Below are 16,811 nucleotides of genomic sequence, written 5' to 3'. Positions count from 1 at the left end.
CAAATATAAAAAAAGCAACTCTAATATAGAGTTGCTTTTTAAAAAATTGAAAATTATTATAAATTACATACCTTGTAAAGCATCTGTTTTTTCGTAACCCTCTGGTGGTGTCATATCAAACTTAGCGTCTGCAACAGTCTTTTTTTCAATACCTGTTACTTCGTAAGTCATTTTCATATCCATACCAGCTTGGTTAATATAAATGTTTAATAACAGTGGAAATCCTTTAAACTTATCGCCTAAAGCTTCAGTTTGTTGGTTAGCTGCACTAATTTTTTCGGTACTGTAAATATCCATTTTCATATCTACACCATCTTTACTCATAACCACATTATATTCTTGACATTCGTAACCTAAAATTGTTTTAGTTTTTTCACCTTTAGTTACTTTAATATCGTCTAAGTCTTCATTAGATACATCTATATCATTAATGGCATATTTTTTACCCATCATTGGGTTATTAATCATAGACATTGTTTTGTTAGCATCTTTGTCTATAATCGTAGTGGATTCTCCAGTCATTGGATTATTTAGCTCAGACCTTGTTTTATTGTTTTTAAAATAGGTAGTGATATTCATATCTCCAATCATAGCAAATTGCGCTTTCATTTGCTCATTATCGCTAGACATTGTCATTTTAGAAGCTATAACACCTTCGGTCATATTTTCTTGAGCTACAGCATTAAAGCTAATAGCGACTAATAAAATAAAAAGTAATTTTTTCATTGTTTTAAATGTGTTTTTAATTTAATATTTGTTTTAGATTTTTGTTACTTTATAGATTAAGACAAATACCTTGCCATAACATTTAAACAACAAATTTTATTGGTTTATAGTTCTAGCAAACCGTTAGTTTTTTTAACGCCTTCTGCGCTTTCTGCTAGTTTTTCTTTTTCTGCATCACTTAAACTAATTTCAACAATTTTTTCAATACCATTTGCACCTAATACACAAGGCACACCAATTGATAAATCGCTTAATCCAAACTCACCATCTAACAATGCAGAGCAAGGGAATATTTTTTTAGTATCGCATGCAATTGCCTGTACCATTGCAGATACAGCAGCTCCTGGTGCATACCAAGCAGATGTGCCAAGTAAACCTGTAAGTGTTGCTCCACCCACTTTAGTATCTTGTACTACTTGATCCATACGTTCCTCAGATAAAAACTCTGAAACTTTTACACTATTTCTAGCTGCTTTATTAATTAATGGTACCATACCTTTATCGCTATGTCCACCAATTACCATTCCATCTACATCACTAATCGGAGCTCCTAGAGCTTCGGCTAATCTGTACTTAAAACGTGCAGAGTCTAAAGCGCCTCCCATACCAATAATTTTACTTTTTGGTAATCCAGTGGTTTTATGTACTAAATAGGTCATTGTATCCATTGGGTTACTCACTACAATAATAATTGTATTTGGAGAGTTTTCGATAAGGCTTGAAGATACAGATTTTACAATTCCTGCGTTTATACCTATTAACTCTTCGCGAGTCATTCCTGGTTTTCTTGGAATTCCAGAGGTAATGACACAAACATCTGATCCTGCTGTTTTAGAGTAATCGTTTGTAACTCCTGTTATTTTTGTATCGAAACCGTTTAACGATGCTGTTTGCATTAAATCCATTGCTTTACCTTCAGCAAAACCTTCTTTAATGTCTAATAATACAACTTCGCTTGCAAAATCCTTAATTGCAATATACTCTGCACAACTTGCTCCTACTGCTCCTGCTCCAACTACTGTTACTTTCATTTTGTTATTTATGTTTTAAATTAGTGATAAATGTTTTGTTTCCACAAAATTAACATTTTAAAATAACTTTTACTTAAGAAATTATTAAATCTAGAACATGAAATGTATTCCTAACGAAGCACTATCGAATTCCGCAAGTGTGTAAGATGCATTTAAACCAAAGAAACCTAGTTTTAAATTTGCTCCTAATGTAGCTGTTACTCCACTAGTTTCGTAATCTACAGAAAAAGGGTCCACAATTTCTTCTGAAAACAATACACCATCGGACACTCTGTAGGTTCCTAATAAATCTGTAGTTGTGTTTGCATTTAAGTAACCCAAACCTGCATAAGCATTAAGCTTTTTAAATGTTGTGCCTGCAATTAATTGGTATAGCATGCTGTTTACTTTAGTTTGAACTTGCTGGTTGCTTCCATCCACAATATTAGTGCTAGTAAAATCATAATTACCATCTAAATGCGTATAGGCTATTAAACCAGATAGTGCTACTGGGAAATTATTATCTTCTGGCAACCAGGCTGTAAATTCTTGCTGAATACCAAATCCATACAAGCCAATTTCAACATCTTCGGTATTAATTTTTGGAAAAAATCTGGCTTTAACTTGTGTGCCTTTAAATACTGAAAAACTCCCTTGTAAATATGCCGTTGGTAATAGATTTACATTCTCTGCTCCTACTCCTGTTGGCAAAGTAAGTTCAAACTCTTGATTTCCAAAAATAGGATCGTCATAAGTTACAATAACATTAATTTCTGGAGTGTTATGGCCTAAAGCTGTTGCTACAGTTTTTGAAGGACTATTATCCGAAAATCTTATGTTTTCGTAATCTGAAACATTAAATTCAAAAGATTTACTCTCGTCTTTTATAAAGGAAGCATTACCAATAATAGACAATTGAAATTCATGTTGTTTTGGCGATTTTGCATTATCAAACCATCCATTATTGATGGCGTAGGCTAAACCATCGTTTGCTGGAGCTACATAATTTTGAGAAAACTGCTTAGCATCCTCAATACCTGCAGCTAATAAATCGTTTAAATTTTCTTGAGCAAAGCTTCCTATAGAAAAGCTTACTCCTAACATAACTAATAGACTCTTTTTTAACATTTTTTGGACTTTTAAATTTAATTTATACACTATAAACGAAAAAACACCCTCAAAAGTTTTATTGAGGGTGTTTTATTCGGATTATAAAGTTAATTATTTATGCATCAATATTAGCATAAATTGCATTTTTCTCTATAAATTCTCTACGTGGTGGTACTTCATCTCCCATTAACATTGAGAAAACTCTATCTGCTTCTACACCATTATCTATATGGATTTGACGTAAGGTTCTAAACTCAGGATTCATTGTTGTATCCCAAAGCTGTTCTGCGTTCATCTCTCCAAGACCTTTGTAACGTTGTATTTTAGAGGATTCTCCAAATTCTTCCATTATCTCTATACGCTCTTCATCGCTCCAAGCATAACGCTTTTTAGCTCCTTTTTTTACTAAATATAGAGGTGGAGTTGCAATGTATATATGACCATTTTCAATTAGTTCTTTCATATATCTAAAGAAAAACGTCAAAATTAGCGTTTCAATGTGAGAGCCATCAATATCAGCATCACACATAATTACTATTTTATGGTATCTTAATTTTGAAAGATTAAGTGCTTTACTATCTTCTTCGGTCCCAATGGTTACACCTAAAGCTGTAAAAATGTTCTTAATTTCTTCGTTTTCAAACACTTTGTGTGTCATGGCTTTTTCTACATTAAGAATCTTACCTCGTAATGGTAAAATGGCTTGAAATGCTCTGTCACGACCTTGTTTTGCGGTTCCACCTGCCGAATCTCCCTCAACAAGATATACTTCACATTTTGCAGGATCTTGCTCAGAACAGTCCGATAATTTACCAGGCAAACCACCAATACTCATTACTGTTTTACGCTGTACCATTTCACGCGCTTTTTGTGCTGCGTGGCGTGCTTGTGCTGCAAGTATTACTTTTTGTACTATAGTTTTAGCATCGTCTGGATGTTCCTCTAAATAATCGGTAAGCATTTCTGAAACCGATTGGCTTACTGCTGCAGAAACTTCTCTGTTTCCTAATTTAGTTTTTGTTTGTCCTTCAAATTGTGGCTCTTGTACTTTTACCGAAATTATTGCTGTTAGACCTTCGCGGAAATCATCTCCAGCAATATCAAATTTTAACTTGTCTAACATGCCAGACTCATCTGCATATTTTTTTAATGTATGTGTTAAACCACGTCTAAAACCAGAAAGGTGTGTACCACCTTCGTGTGTATTAATATTATTTACGTAAGAGTGTAAATTTTCAGCATAACTAGTATTATAAATCATGGCAACCTCAACTGGCACTCCATTCTTCTCGCCTTCAAAAGAAATGACATCTTTCATTAAAGGCTCTCTATTACCATCTAAAAATTTTATAAATTCTTTTAATCCTTCTTCAGAATGAAACGTTTCACCTTCAAAAGAACCATCTTCTTTTTTAGAGCGTTTATCTACTAAGTGAACAGTGATTCCTTTATTTAAATACGCTAATTCACGCATTCTACTTGCAAGAGTATCGTAATTATACTCTAAAGTTTGAGTAAAAATTGTTGGATCTGGTCTAAAAGTTACAGTTGTACCTCTTTTATCTGTATCACCAATAGCTTTTACAGGATATAAAGGCTTTCCTTTAGAGTATTCTTGTTCCCAAATTTTACCATTTCTAAATACAGTTGCTTTAAGGTGATCAGACAATGCGTTTACACAACTTACACCTACACCATGCAGTCCACCAGAAACTTTATACGAGTCTTTGTCAAACTTTCCACCTGCACCAATTTTAGTCATTACAACTTCTAGTGCAGAGACCCCTTCTTTTTTGTGTAAATCTACAGGAATACCACGACCATCATCTTCTGTGGTTATGGAGTTATCCTCATTAATTGTTACTGTAATATTATCACAATGTCCTGCTAAAGCTTCGTCAATAGAGTTATCGACAACCTCATAAACTAAATGGTGTAAACCTCTTGTACCAACGTCTCCAATATACATGGATGGACGCATACGTACATGCTCCATTCCCTCAAGTGCCTGAATACTATCTGCCGAATAATTGTGCTTATTAAACTCTTCTTTTTTTTCGCTCATATTTAAATGTTTTTTGCCTTTCCTGATTCCTTCCCAGAGGAAAGGACACTGTTGCGGCTTACTATTTTAATTTGTTTATTAAATCTCGATTTAATGGCATAAAAAAAGATGCGATTAAGCATCCTTTTGAATACATACAAATATACGAAATAATAAAGGTTATTCAAGCTATTTTAAGCAGAGAGATTAAAAATTATTAACATTTGTTAAAAACATAAAAGTGGCTTAAAACGATTAAAACACAGCTTAAAATCGATTTTAACTTGTTTTTTTTATTTTAAATAACGCAATAAACACAACGCAGCTTAAAACTCAAATTTTAAGACTTAGTGGAAAATAAATATTCTGTAAATAAGGCGATTTTTAAAACGTTTTCTTTAAAACCATATTCTGCCATTTTTTTTTATAAATTTGTAATCCCAAACTACTAACAAAATGACTAAAGACCTTAATCCTACTTACGTTAAGTTTCTTAAACTTATAGGTATTTCTAGCATTACACTTCTATTTATAAATAGTATTGCTATATATAGTTTAAACCACTCTAAAACAGCATTAATTGTTATTCTTGCTTTAAGCATAACTGCTCTTATTGCCACTTACATTTACTTTTATAAAAAAGCGATTAAAGATCCTTTAGATTTAATTTCTAAAGCAATCCAGTCTAATGATTTAAATCAAATTATAGAATTAAATGAATCTATTGGAGAGTTATCTCAAATTAGCGATTTTTTATATAAAAATCATTTTCAAAAAGTAGAATTACAAAAAGCCAAAGAAAAAGCTGAAGAAAGTGAAATCTTAAAAACCTCCTTTTTAACCAATTTGTCTCACGAAATCAGAACACCTATGAATGCCATTTTAGGGTTCTCGGATTTGTTAAGTACACAAAACACCTCAGAATCTGAACGCGTAGATTATATTAATGTTATAAAAAGAAGTGGTAAAAATTTAGTTTCTATTATCGACGATTTAATTGAAATGTCTAAGATTGACACTAACCAAGTAAAACCAAATTATGATGCTTTTAATTTAGATGAAACACTAAACGAGATTAAACAAACTGTTGAGATTACAATTGCAAAAGATAAACCACTTCGGTTGTTTTTTGATAAGCCTAAACTTCCTGTAGTTTTTCAATTAATAAGTGACGAAACAAAGCTGAGACAAATAATTGTAAACCTTTTAAATAATGCTGTTAAATACAGTGAAAAAGGGACTGTTAATTTTAGTTATACAATTAGTGCAGAAAAAAATGCCTTAGAATTTTACGTAAAAGATACAGGAATTGGAATGTCTAAAGAGGACATAAAAAACATTTTTAACAGGTTTAACCGCATCCAAAACGATAAAACTATTAACTTAAGTGGCTTAGGCTTAGGTCTAGCTATTTCTAAGGCTTATATAGAAATGTTAGGAGGAGAAATCACACTAGAATCGGTTGAAAATGTTGGGACTACGTTCTACTTTACCATTCCGTTAAAACTAAACAGTCTTGCGGCCCAATCTATTACTGAAGTGCCATTAAAAGCAGCAGATAAAATAAAACACTTAACTATTCTTATTGCAGAAGATGATGATATTAATTTTATGCTTATTAAAAGAGTAATGAAGATTAGAAACTACACTATTATTAGAGCAAGAAATGGAGAGGAAGCTGTAGAGATTTGCAAAAAAAATGATGACATACAATTAATAATAATGGACATGAAAATGCCAAAAATGGGTGGATTAGAAGCAAGACAACTTATTAAAACATTTAAACCATATCTACCTGTAATTGCACATACAGCATATTCTTCTGCAGAAATAAATAGCGAAGTTTACGACGCTGGATTTATAGATTGTGTTACTAAGCCACTAGATAAAGCTAAACTATTTAGAGTAATTGATAGGATTGAGCATTTAACACCAGATGTTGCAATTTCTAATGCTTTTGCCAATTAAATTTAATCAGACTCATTCATTAATTTCTCTAGATTTTTATCGGGAATTAACCACATTAAAGCAACAATCACATAACACGCTATAGCAATCCACGTATTAACATAAGCTAAAGGTATAGAAGCAATATAAATGGCTATAGATATGTAATCTTTTGTACTATTAGAGCACAGTTTAGATAATGCATAATTTTCATCATGGTATTTAATTAACAAACGCTCTAAAATATGGTAAGCCACTGCACACATAAAAAGGACAAATCCATACGTTGCCACAGGCAAAGCAACTGTATAATGCTCGTTTTCACCTAACCAGCTTGTAGCAAAAGGGATTAACGACAACCAAAACAATAAATGCAAATTAGCCCACAAAATATATCCATTTACTTTTTTAGAAACTTGCATTAAGTGGTGATGATTGTTCCAATAAATACCAACGTAGATAAAACTTAATAAATAACTTATAAAAACTGGCGCTACGGCAAGTAAACTCTCTATTGATGTGTCTTTTGGAGCAGACATTGCAAGTACCATAATTGTAATAATAATGGCTAAAACACCATCGCTAAAAGCTTCTAATCTTCCTGTTTTCATTCTTTTTTGTACTTATTTTTAAATTATTAATCTATAAATGCATAGCAAGAATTTAATCAAATTTTAAAACGCTTCTTGTCTTCATTTTTAAAAAGAAAAGTGTTTTCAAATTCTGTTCTCATTGTCTAAATATATAAAAAAAGTAGCTCAAATTTTTGAACTACTTTTTAAAGTTATTAATCTTCTAAATACCCAAACTTTCCTGTATTGTAATCTTGAAACGCTTTAATTAATTCCTGTTCGGTATTCATTACAAATGGTCCATGTGCTGCAATAGGCTCTTGTATTGGCTCACCACTTAATACTAAAATAATGACATCTGTTAAAGCTTCAACTGTAAAGGTATCTCCATTGTTGTTAAATAAGGCGAAGTGGTCTTGATGCACTTCTGTTTCATTATTAACTTTAGCGTTACCTTCTACCATTAATAGAGATGTTGTGTAATGTTCTGGAAACGTTAATTGCGTTTTCGCCCCTTTTTTTAGCTTTACATTATACATGTGAATAGGTGAAAATGTGGATGCTACACCTTTATTGCCACTGTAATTCCCTGCAATCACTTCTACTTCTCCCTCATGATCTGGCAATGCTACTTTTGTAATATCCGAATTGGAAATTGCTTGGTATTTTGGTGGACTCATTTTATCTTTTGCAGGTAAATTTACCCAAAGTTGTACCATTTGGAACTCGCCTCCTTTTTTACTCCACTCGGTTTCGTGAAACTCTTTGTGTAACACTCCAGAGGCTGCTGTCATCCATTGTACATCGCCTTCTCCTATAATCCCTCCACCTCCTGCACTATCTCCATGCTCTACACGACCTTTGTAGGCAATTGTTACAGTTTCGAAACCTCTATGTGGATGCACACCAACGCCTTTGGGTGTATCTGTTGCTGGAAAATTATATTTTGAATTGTAATCTAGCATAATAAACGGATCCATACGCTGCATTGTGGATGTTCCTGGAATAAAATTATGCACTCTAAATCCGTCGCCTACAAAATGTGGCGTTCCTGGTTGTGTTATTTTTTCTATGCTTCTTATTTTCATAGTAATATTGCTTTTTAAAAGAAGATAGGCTTCAAATTTACTTCGCCTAACCTTCTTGTTAATTAGTAATTGAATTGAATTGAATTTGCCAATTTAATTTCAAAGGAATTGTCTAATACTTTACGCTTTGCATTTGGCTTGTTTTTGCTCCAATAAGCAGTTTTAACTACTTCTTCCAACGATTTATCACTATTATATTTTACTAAAATGGTATCACTTGTTATAATAGGTAATAGCTGAATTAATTTACGTATTTCTACTGCATCTATAGCCTTAGAAACAGCAACCACTTTATATGGTTTTTGTTGTAATTTTTCGATGGCAGTTTCTATTGTATTAACTATTGAAACCTTCCAGTTTAAAATTTTTGGGACTGTTGTTTTTTCGGTAAGTACTAACACTTCTAAATGTTTCATGATTTTCCTTTCTTTTTTTAATTACTGTAAATTTACTGCAAAAAGAAAGTGTATGCATTGACATTTGGTAAGAAGCAAAACACCAATTAATACTGCGAGTTTATCTGTTTTGAGGCTTAAAATTTTTGTTTGCTAAAGCTTTACGAACGCGACTTAAACTTTCTGGTGTGATGCCTAAATAAGAAGCAATCATTAATTGCGGAACACGTAGCATAATATCTGGATACATGGCTACAAACTCTAAATAACGAGCTCTGGCTGACGCGCCAATTAACAGATTGATGCGTTTGTATAAATGACGAATATGATTTTGCAAAAGTTTTTCGTTTTCTGCTCTAAAATTTGGGTTGATTGTAGCAACTGTATTTATAAATTCTTCGTTAATGAATATTGCTAATGTGTTTTCCAAAGCATCTATGAAATAGGTAGAAGGTTCTTGAAAAAACACACTTCCTCGATCGCTTACTATCCCGTTTTCTGTTGCAAATTGCAAAATGTTTTCTTTTCCTTCTTCATTTATAGCATAAAAACGCAACAACCCTTGTTCTACAAAAAAGGAATGCGAGCATACGTCACCTGCTCTTAACAAAAAGTCATTTTTGGAGAGTTGTTTTGTTTTAACAAAAGGAAGGATTTGAGTGTAATCCTCTTCTGTTAATCCTCCTTTTTCTATTAAAAACGTTTTAAAATTAGGCAGTTGCATAGTGTAGTTTAAAGTACTAAAGTTACACTATAATTAGGTATAAAAAAAAGACCAATATTTATATACATTGGTCTTTTTTAAAAAATTCAAAACTTATTATTCTGCATAAGCTTTATCATGCACATTAGCAATTGCTCGACCAGAAGGCTCGTTCATGTTTTTAAAGGCTTCATCCCATTCTAAAGCAATTGCAGTACTACAAGCTACACTTGCTTCTTGCGGTACACTTAAAGCTGCTGCATCACTTGGAAAATGTTCTTCGAAAATAGAACGATAGTAAAATTCTTCTTTGTTTAATGGTGTATTTATTGGAAAACGAAATTTTGCATTTTCTATTTGCTCATCGGTTACTGCTGCATCTACAACTTCTTTTAATGTATCTATCCAACTGTAACCAACACCATCACTAAATTGTTCTTTTTGTCTCCACGCTACACTTTCTGGTAACATGTCTTCAAAGGCTTTACGTACAACCCATTTTTCCATACGTTCGCCATTAATCATTTTATCTTTTGGATTGATGCGCATGGCAACATCCATAAACTCTTTGTCTAAAAATGGGACACGGCCTTCAATTCCCCAAGCAGCCAAACTTTTGTTTGCTCTAAGGCAATCGTACATGTGTAATTTCTCTAATTTACGCACTGTTTCTTCATGAAACTCTTGTGCATTTGGTGCTTTATGAAAGTATAAATAACCACCAAATATTTCATCTGCTCCTTCACCAGAAAGCACCATTTTAATTCCCATAGATTTAATAACTCTTGCCATTAAATACATTGGTGTAGAAGAGCGTATTGTAGTAATATCATAAGTTTCAATATTATAAATAACATCTTTTATGGCATCTAACCCTTCTTGTATAGTAAATTTTATTTCGTGGTGAATAGTACCAATAAAATCGGCAACTTCTTTTGCTGCTTTTAAATCTGGAGAGCCTTCTAATCCTACAGAAAAACTATGTAGTTGCGGATACCAAGCTTCTGATTTATCGTCACTTTCAATACGTTTTTGAGCATATTTTTTTGCAATTGCAGAAGTTACAGAAGAATCCAAACCTCCAGATAATAAAACACCATAAGGTACATCACTCATTAATTGTCTGTGTACTGCAGCTTCTAAAGCTTCCTTTATTTCTGCAATACTTGTTTCGTTGTCTTTTACTGCATCGTACTCACTCCAATCTCTATTGTACCATTTTACAAACTTTCCATCTTTACTAGACATATAATGACCAGGTGGAAATAGTTCGATTTTAGTGCAAATTCCTTCTAAAGCTTTTAATTCTGAGGCTACGTAAAAGGTTCCGTTTTGATCCCAACCAATGTATAAAGGAATGATTCCCATGTGATCGCGAGCAATAAAGTACTCGTCTTTTTCGGTATCGTAAATAGCAAAGCCAAAGATTCCATTCATTTCATCTACAAAATCAACTCCTTTTTCTTGGTATAATGCCAGGATAACTTCGCAATCACTTTGCGTTTGGAATTGGTATTTCCCTTCAAATTGCTTACGTAAATCTCTATGGTTGTATATTTCGCCATTAGCAGCCAATACTAATTTTTTATCTGGACTAAACAAGGGTTGTTTTCCAGAAGCTGGATCTACAATTGCTAAACGTTCATGAGCTAAAATCGCTTTATCATCACTATAAATACCAGACCAATCTGGTCCACGATGACGAATGGTTTTAGACATTTCTAACACTTGAGGTCTTAAGTCTTCACTTTTCTGTTTAAGGTCGAAGGCACATACAATTCCACACATAACTTATATCTTTTAATTCTTTTATTAATAATTACATAGCAAATATGTGATTAAAGTTTCAATATTAAAACATTAAACACAAAAACACTTACATATTTAAACTAAAAAAGGATAATAAGCATCTAAATGAATCTATAGCGACTAAAATACTGGAAATGAATTAAGATTTTTAAGTTGTTGGTTTGTTATTACTTCTCAATACAATTTGCTCATGCTTCACGAATCACTCGAAGTGACGAAACTATATACAAATTCCTGACTACTGAATACTGAAAACTGAATACTGAATACTGAATACTGAATACTGAACCTAAGGAATATCCAAATACTTATGTGTTTGAAGAGAGACTTTCCATTTTGGGTTGGCCATCACATAATCTACGATTTCAGGTATCATTTTATCGCGCTTACTCCATTCTGGCTGCATGTATAAAATACAGTCTGCGTTAACCTTTTCGGCTTGTTCTTCCGCAAATTTAAAATCGTCTTTATTATAAATAATACATTTTAATTCGTTAGCTTTTTCGTAAACCGCTTGTGTTGGGAGTTTTAACTTTTTAGGCGATAAACAAATCCAATCCCATTGTCCTGTAAGCTCGTAAGCACCAGAAGTTTCAATATGCACTTGCATTCCTTTTGCCTTTAATTGTGCAGTTAATTCGTCCATGTTCCACATTAAGGGTTCGCCTCCTGTAACAACAATAGTTTTGCTATACTTAGCAGCATTTTCTACTATTTTGTGAGTTTCGGTTGGAGGATGCAATTCTGCTATCCAACTTTCTTTAACATCACACCAATGGCAACCCACATCGCAACCTCCAATTCTTACAAAATAAGCGGCTGTTCCTTTGTGGAAACCTTCGCCTTGAATGGTGTAAAACTCTTCCATTAATGGCAAAAGCAACCCTTTATCAATTAATTGTTGTTTTTCGCTTCTCGTCATAGTTTGCAAAGATAATCTTATAAGTTTAAAATTATGATTATTTAAAGTTGAAAAGTTCTAAAGAAATGTAAGCTAAGATTACTATTTTTATGCAAATTTTATATCAATGAGCAGAAAAGACGAATTTTTTAATCACATAACAGAAGGAAATGCAACCAAAGGAGAGTTTATAACCTTAGGATCTGCAATGTTAGATGGCGAAACTATTAAAGATGCCTTTGTAAAAGTACCATTAAAAACTATGAACAGACATGGTTTAATTGCTGGTGCAACAGGAACAGGAAAAACAAAAACATTACAAATTTTAGCCGAAAACCTAAGTGAGCAAGGTGTCCCAGTATTATTAATGGATATAAAAGGAGATTTAAGTGGTATTGCAAAACCAAGTCCTGGACATCCTAAAATAGACGAGCGACACGCCAAAATTGGTTTACCTTTTGAAGCCAAAGGGTTTCCTGTGGAAATAATGAGCTTGTCGGAACAAGATGGTGTGCGTTTACGAGCAACCATTAGTGAGTTTGGACCTGTTTTAATTTCAAGAATTTTAGATGTTACCGAAACTCAAGCAGGTATAATTTCTGTAATATTTAAATACTGTGACGATAATAAACTACCGCTTTTAGATTTAAAAGACTTTAAAAAGATTTTACAATATGCAACTGGCGAAGGCAAGAAAGAGTTTGAAGATTCCTACGGAAGAATCTCTACAGCATCTACAGGAGCTATTCTTAGAAAACTAATAGAAATAGAACAACAAGGAGGCGATTTGTTTTTTGGAGAAAAGAGTTTTGAAGTCGAAGACTTAATGCGCACAACTAGAGATGGCAAAGGTTACATCAACATAATTAGATTAACAGATATCCAAGATAAGCCTAAGCTATTCTCCACATTTATGTTAAGCTTACTTGCCGAAATCTATGAGACTATGCCAGAACAAGGCGACTCTGGCAGACCAGAACTTATTATGTTTATAGACGAAGCACATTTAATTTTTAACGAAGCGAGCAAAGCACTTTTAAATCAAATAGAAAGTATTGTAAAACTAATACGTAGTAAAGGTGTTGGATTATATTTTGTAACTCAAAACCCAACAGATGTGCCAGAAGGTGTGTTAAGCCAATTAGGTTTAAAAATCCAACATGCACTACGAGCATTTACAGCAAAAGATAGAAAAGCTATAAAACTTACAGCACAAAACTATCCAGATACAGAGTATTACGACACTGCCGAAATACTAACCTCACTAGGCACAGGAGAAGCACTAGTCTCTGCATTAGACGAAAAAGGAAGGCCAACTCCATTAGCAGCAACAATGATGCGAGCTCCAATGAGTAGAATGGATATTTTAACGCAAAACGAATTACAGGCACTTTTAGACGATAGCAAATTAGTCTTAAAATATAATGAGGAAATAGACAGAGAAAGTGCTTATGAAATGCTTAATGATAAAATTAAAAAAGCCGAAGAAGTAAAAGCAAAGCAAGAAGAAAAAGAAGCCAAAGCTAAAGCTGCTAAGCAATCAAGAAAAACATCAACTAGACGTCGTAGTACTGCACAAAACCCAATAGTTAAAGTCTTAACCAGTGCTACATTTATTCGTAGTGTGTTTGGCATTTTAAAAAAGGTAATGTAATTCTGTTACCAGTAATCTGTCTTCAATTAACAGTACTATAACTCGAATATTAAATTAAAATAAGATTTCCGCTTTCTCGGAAAATAAATATGAAAAAACTAATTTTTACCCTATTAACCCTTTCAATACTATTAACTTCTTGCACTAAAGAAGTCGATACTTTTTTAATAAGCAAACAAAATATTGGTTTACTTACAGATTCTACACAAGTTAAAGACTTAGAAGCCGTTTTTATTAAAGATTCTATTGTAAAAACCATTGCTGGAGACGAGTTTACAGGCAGAATAAACGATATAGAAATTTTTGAGAAAGGCGGAAAACACTTATTAAGCCTTACACCTACTCAAGCTTTAGATTCTACAGCAACAATTAAAACCATTAAAATTATAGACTCGCGTTTTAAAACCAAAAAAGGAATCACTACTTTAAGCACTTTTGGCGATTTACAAAACAATTACAACATATCAAGTATTCAAAATACATTAAATAATATTGTGATTTTTATAAACGAAAACAACACGTTTTACACAATAAGTAAAGATCAATTACCACCAGAATTAAGATTTGATATTAATACAAAAATTGAAGCTGTTCAAATTCCTGAAACAGCAAAAATTAAATATTTTATGGTAGGTTGGTAATAACCTTATAACAACTAATTAAAAAAGTATGAATCCATTTATATCCAAAGTATTAGTTGATATTGCTCAAAAAAGAATTAAGTCTAAAAATGGCGACCCTAATTCTAAAAAAGACATAGAGCCAATAGTTAACAACATTAAAGTTGAAATAAGACATGCCATAAAAGAGGCAATTTTTGTTATAATTGGAGTGTTTTCTGCTGGGTTTGGACTAAAAGGATTTTTACTTCCTAATCATTTTATAGATGGAGGAGCTACTGGTATCTCATTACTATTAGAGAATATTACAAACCTATCCATTAGCTACTTGTTGATTATTGTAAATATTCCATTTTTAATATTAGCGGCAAAAACAATTGGAAATAAATTTGCTTTAAAAAGTATTGTAGCAATAACCTTACTCGCTTTAGTGGTTCACTTTATAGACTATCCAATAATCACAGAAGACAAATTACTCATCTCCATTTTTGGAGGGTTCTTTTTGGGTTTGGGAATAGGAATGGCTATGCGTGGAGGAAGCGTTATTGATGGCACAGAGGTTTTGGCTATTTTTATAAGCCGAAAACTATCCATTACCATTGGAGACGTTTTATTTTTAATTAACTTAATTATATTTTCTTTTGGAGCATACATCCTTTCTATAGAAACTGCTTTATATGCCATTTTAACCTATTTGGCTGCAGCAAAAACAGTAGATTTTGTAGTTGATGGTGTTGAAGAATATGTTGGCGTCACAATAATTTCTGAACATCACGATGCTTTACAAGCTATGATAATCGAAAAACTTGGTCGTGCTTGTACTATTTACGCAGGTAGAGGTGGCTATGGTAAAAACGGAAAAAGCTACGATAAAGACATTATTTATACTGTAGTAACTAGATTAGAACTTGCCAAACTGCATACAGAAATAGATAAAATAGATAAAAAAGCCTTTATAATTATGGGAATCGTAAAGGATTTAAGAGGTGGAATGATTAAGAAAAAACCCATGAAATAGTATTAAGATGAAAAACAAAAAATACACCATACAAAACAGCCCCTTTGTTGTACCAACAACAGATGGCAAATTAATTGAAGAACATTTTGGACAAGCAACCAATGGAAATAAAGAAATTAGCGTTGCTCACATGGTTGCTCCAGCAGGTTGGAGCGAACCCTTTCAAACTCCAGAATTTGACGAGTACACTTACATCATTAAAGGCAAAAAACAATTTATTATAGAAGATGAAGAAGTTATTTTAGAAGCTGGACAATCCATAAAGATTGAACGCCATACACGTGTTCAATATTCTAATCCATTTACAATTGCTTGCGAATACATTTCAATATGTACACCAGCCTTTTCTATAGATAAAGTAAACAGAGAAGCGTAATGGCAAACCCAATTATTAAAATTATAGGAAACTCTTTAAATGCAATAAGCTATATTTCGCCACGATATGCTTCAAAACAAGCTCTAAACTTATTTGCCACACCTCGAAAAGGTCGTGTTTCTGAAAGTCAGAAAACATTCTTAGATACTTCGGAAGCATTTCAGTTACATTACAAAAACCTCAACATCGCCACCTACCAATGGAAAGGAAGTGGACAAACCATTTTATTAGCACATGGTTGGGAGAGCAACTCGCAACGTTGGGAACCTTTAATTAATGTGTTAAAAAAATACGAGTATAATATTATTGCAATGGATGCTCCTGCTCATGGTGCTTCTGGCGGAAAACAGTTTAATGCAATTTTATATTCAGAATGTATAAATGTAGTTGCAAAACACTTTAATCCGCAAATAATTATTGGCCATTCGGTTGGCGGAATGGCTGCAGGTTTTTACCAATATAACTATCAAAATAAAAATCTCGAAAAGCTTATTTTATTAGGAGCTCCTTCAGAATTTACTGGTGTATTTAAACGCTATGTAGATATGATGGGTTATAACGAGCGTATTGAAAATGGATTAAATAGTTTAGTTTTAAAACGTTTTAAATTTAAACCGTCTTACTTTTCGCTTGCCAATTTTGTAAAAGCAATAGATACCAAAACATTAATCATACACGATACTAACGATAAGATTATACCTTATAATGATGCCGAACTTATTGCAAACAGCCATAAAAATGCCACATTTGTAAGTACCAATGGTTTTGGACATGGCTTAAGAAACGACGAGGTAAACACGCATATTTTAGATTTCATCACTACATAATTGTAACTTTG

16 protein-coding genes are annotated in these 16,811 nt (G+C 32.8%); 6 read left to right on the top strand and 10 right to left on the bottom strand.

Annotation, left to right across the window (positions count from 1 at the left end):
- Positions 1-63: 63 nt before the first annotated feature.
- The 4 genes from ACVC5O_RS00995 to gyrB all read right to left on the bottom strand — a co-directional run bounded on the left by ACVC5O_RS00995 (position 64) and on the right by gyrB (position 4,911).
- Positions 64-726: a hypothetical protein gene (locus tag ACVC5O_RS00995; protein ID WP_452219593.1), complete on the bottom strand. Its 663-nt coding sequence runs from the start codon at positions 724-726 to the stop codon at positions 64-66.
- 104 nt (positions 727-830) lie between these two features.
- Positions 831-1,757 (bottom strand): malate dehydrogenase, encoded by a 927-nt coding sequence (locus ACVC5O_RS00990; RefSeq protein WP_452219592.1) that lies wholly within the window; start codon positions 1,755-1,757, stop codon positions 831-833.
- 90 nt (positions 1,758-1,847) lie between these two features.
- Positions 1,848-2,864, bottom strand: a complete 1,017-nt coding sequence (locus tag ACVC5O_RS00985) for a DUF6588 family protein (RefSeq protein WP_452219591.1) — start codon at positions 2,862-2,864, stop codon at positions 1,848-1,850.
- A 97-nt stretch (positions 2,865-2,961) separates the two neighbouring features.
- Positions 2,962-4,911: a DNA topoisomerase (ATP-hydrolyzing) subunit B gene (gene gyrB / locus ACVC5O_RS00980; RefSeq protein WP_452219590.1), complete on the bottom strand. Its 1,950-nt coding sequence runs from the start codon at positions 4,909-4,911 to the stop codon at positions 2,962-2,964.
- 435 nt (positions 4,912-5,346) lie between these two features.
- Between gyrB and ACVC5O_RS00975 the strand changes: the two genes are divergently transcribed.
- Positions 5,347-6,858, top strand: coding sequence for a hybrid sensor histidine kinase/response regulator (locus ACVC5O_RS00975; protein ID WP_452219589.1), 1,512 nt, complete (start codon positions 5,347-5,349; stop codon positions 6,856-6,858).
- A 2-nt stretch (positions 6,859-6,860) separates the two neighbouring features.
- Here ACVC5O_RS00975 and ACVC5O_RS00970 read toward each other — a convergent pair whose 3' ends face one another.
- The 6 genes from ACVC5O_RS00970 to ACVC5O_RS00945 form a co-directional block, all read right to left on the bottom strand.
- Entirely contained in the window at positions 6,861-7,448 is a 588-nt protein-coding gene (locus ACVC5O_RS00970) for a TMEM175 family protein (protein WP_452219588.1), read from the bottom strand.
- Positions 7,449-7,624: 176 nt separating this feature from the next.
- Positions 7,625-8,497 carry a pirin family protein gene (locus ACVC5O_RS00965; RefSeq protein WP_452219587.1) on the bottom strand — a complete coding sequence of 291 codons (873 nt, stop codon included), beginning with the start codon at positions 8,495-8,497 and terminating at the stop codon, positions 7,625-7,627.
- 62 nt (positions 8,498-8,559) lie between these two features.
- A complete protein-coding gene (locus ACVC5O_RS00960; protein WP_452219586.1) occupies positions 8,560-8,913 on the bottom strand; it encodes a hypothetical protein in 354 nt (117 codons plus the stop codon).
- A 100-nt stretch (positions 8,914-9,013) separates the two neighbouring features.
- Complete coding sequence (locus ACVC5O_RS00955) at positions 9,014-9,616, bottom strand: Crp/Fnr family transcriptional regulator (protein WP_452219585.1); 603 nt, start codon at positions 9,614-9,616, stop codon at positions 9,014-9,016.
- 96 nt (positions 9,617-9,712) lie between these two features.
- The gene (gene asnB, locus ACVC5O_RS00950; protein WP_452219584.1) at positions 9,713-11,383 is read right to left on the bottom strand and encodes an asparagine synthase B; all 1,671 of its coding nucleotides are present in this window, start codon (positions 11,381-11,383) and stop codon (positions 9,713-9,715) included.
- A gap of 310 nt (positions 11,384-11,693) precedes the next feature.
- Complete coding sequence (locus tag ACVC5O_RS00945; RefSeq protein WP_452219583.1) at positions 11,694-12,326, bottom strand: 7-carboxy-7-deazaguanine synthase QueE; 633 nt, start codon at positions 12,324-12,326, stop codon at positions 11,694-11,696.
- 106 nt (positions 12,327-12,432) lie between these two features.
- Here ACVC5O_RS00945 and ACVC5O_RS00940 point away from each other — a divergent pair, with 106 nt between their 5' ends.
- The 5 genes from ACVC5O_RS00940 (at position 12,433) to ACVC5O_RS00920 (ending at position 16,800) form a co-directional block, all read left to right on the top strand.
- Positions 12,433-13,959, top strand: coding sequence for a helicase HerA-like domain-containing protein (locus tag ACVC5O_RS00940; RefSeq protein ID WP_452219582.1), 1,527 nt, complete (start codon positions 12,433-12,435; stop codon positions 13,957-13,959).
- An 89-nt stretch (positions 13,960-14,048) separates the two neighbouring features.
- The gene (locus ACVC5O_RS00935; protein ID WP_452219581.1) at positions 14,049-14,600 is read left to right on the top strand and encodes a hypothetical protein; all 552 of its coding nucleotides are present in this window, start codon (positions 14,049-14,051) and stop codon (positions 14,598-14,600) included.
- A 28-nt stretch (positions 14,601-14,628) separates the two neighbouring features.
- Positions 14,629-15,597, top strand: a complete 969-nt coding sequence (locus ACVC5O_RS00930; RefSeq protein WP_452219580.1) for a YitT family protein — start codon at positions 14,629-14,631, stop codon at positions 15,595-15,597.
- 7 nt (positions 15,598-15,604) lie between these two features.
- A complete protein-coding gene (locus tag ACVC5O_RS00925; protein WP_452219579.1) occupies positions 15,605-15,973 on the top strand; it encodes a cupin domain-containing protein in 369 nt (122 codons plus the stop codon).
- Positions 15,973-16,800, top strand: coding sequence for an alpha/beta fold hydrolase (locus ACVC5O_RS00920; RefSeq protein WP_452219578.1), 828 nt, complete (start codon positions 15,973-15,975; stop codon positions 16,798-16,800). The genes ACVC5O_RS00925 and ACVC5O_RS00920 overlap by 1 nt, the downstream gene beginning before the upstream one ends.
- The last annotated feature ends 11 nt before the right edge of the window (positions 16,801-16,811 follow it).

It is taken from the genome of Lacinutrix salivirga, from assembly GCF_053604675.1.
Note: the sequence above shows the minus strand (reverse complement) of the source record. Positions and strands in the feature narration are given on the sequence as shown.

Excerpts from the sequence above, each read along its gene's own strand:
- ACVC5O_RS00995 (WP_452219593.1), bottom strand. The coding sequence starts at position 726 with ATGAAAAAATTACTTTTTATTTTATTAGTCGCTATTAGCTTTAATGCT.
- ACVC5O_RS00990 (WP_452219592.1), bottom strand. The coding sequence starts at position 1,757 with ATGAAAGTAACAGTAGTTGGAGCAGGAGCAGTAGGAGCAAGTTGTGCA.
- ACVC5O_RS00985 (WP_452219591.1), bottom strand. The coding sequence starts at position 2,864 with ATGTTAAAAAAGAGTCTATTAGTTATGTTAGGAGTAAGCTTTTCTATA.
- gyrB (WP_452219590.1), bottom strand. The coding sequence starts at position 4,911 with ATGAGCGAAAAAAAAGAAGAGTTTAATAAGCACAATTATTCGGCAGAT.
- ACVC5O_RS00975 (WP_452219589.1), top strand. The coding sequence starts at position 5,347 with ATGACTAAAGACCTTAATCCTACTTACGTTAAGTTTCTTAAACTTATA.
- ACVC5O_RS00970 (WP_452219588.1), bottom strand. The coding sequence starts at position 7,448 with ATGAAAACAGGAAGATTAGAAGCTTTTAGCGATGGTGTTTTAGCCATT.
- ACVC5O_RS00965 (WP_452219587.1), bottom strand. The coding sequence starts at position 8,497 with ATGAAAATAAGAAGCATAGAAAAAATAACACAACCAGGAACGCCACAT.
- ACVC5O_RS00960 (WP_452219586.1), bottom strand. The coding sequence starts at position 8,913 with ATGAAACATTTAGAAGTGTTAGTACTTACCGAAAAAACAACAGTCCCA.
- ACVC5O_RS00955 (WP_452219585.1), bottom strand. The coding sequence starts at position 9,616 with ATGCAACTGCCTAATTTTAAAACGTTTTTAATAGAAAAAGGAGGATTA.
- asnB (WP_452219584.1), bottom strand. The coding sequence starts at position 11,383 with ATGTGTGGAATTGTATGTGCCTTCGACCTTAAACAGAAAAGTGAAGAC.
- ACVC5O_RS00945 (WP_452219583.1), bottom strand. The coding sequence starts at position 12,326 with ATGACGAGAAGCGAAAAACAACAATTAATTGATAAAGGGTTGCTTTTG.
- ACVC5O_RS00940 (WP_452219582.1), top strand. The coding sequence starts at position 12,433 with ATGAGCAGAAAAGACGAATTTTTTAATCACATAACAGAAGGAAATGCA.
- ACVC5O_RS00935 (WP_452219581.1), top strand. The coding sequence starts at position 14,049 with ATGAAAAAACTAATTTTTACCCTATTAACCCTTTCAATACTATTAACT.
- ACVC5O_RS00930 (WP_452219580.1), top strand. The coding sequence starts at position 14,629 with ATGAATCCATTTATATCCAAAGTATTAGTTGATATTGCTCAAAAAAGA.
- ACVC5O_RS00925 (WP_452219579.1), top strand. The coding sequence starts at position 15,605 with ATGAAAAACAAAAAATACACCATACAAAACAGCCCCTTTGTTGTACCA.
- ACVC5O_RS00920 (WP_452219578.1), top strand. The coding sequence starts at position 15,973 with ATGGCAAACCCAATTATTAAAATTATAGGAAACTCTTTAAATGCAATA.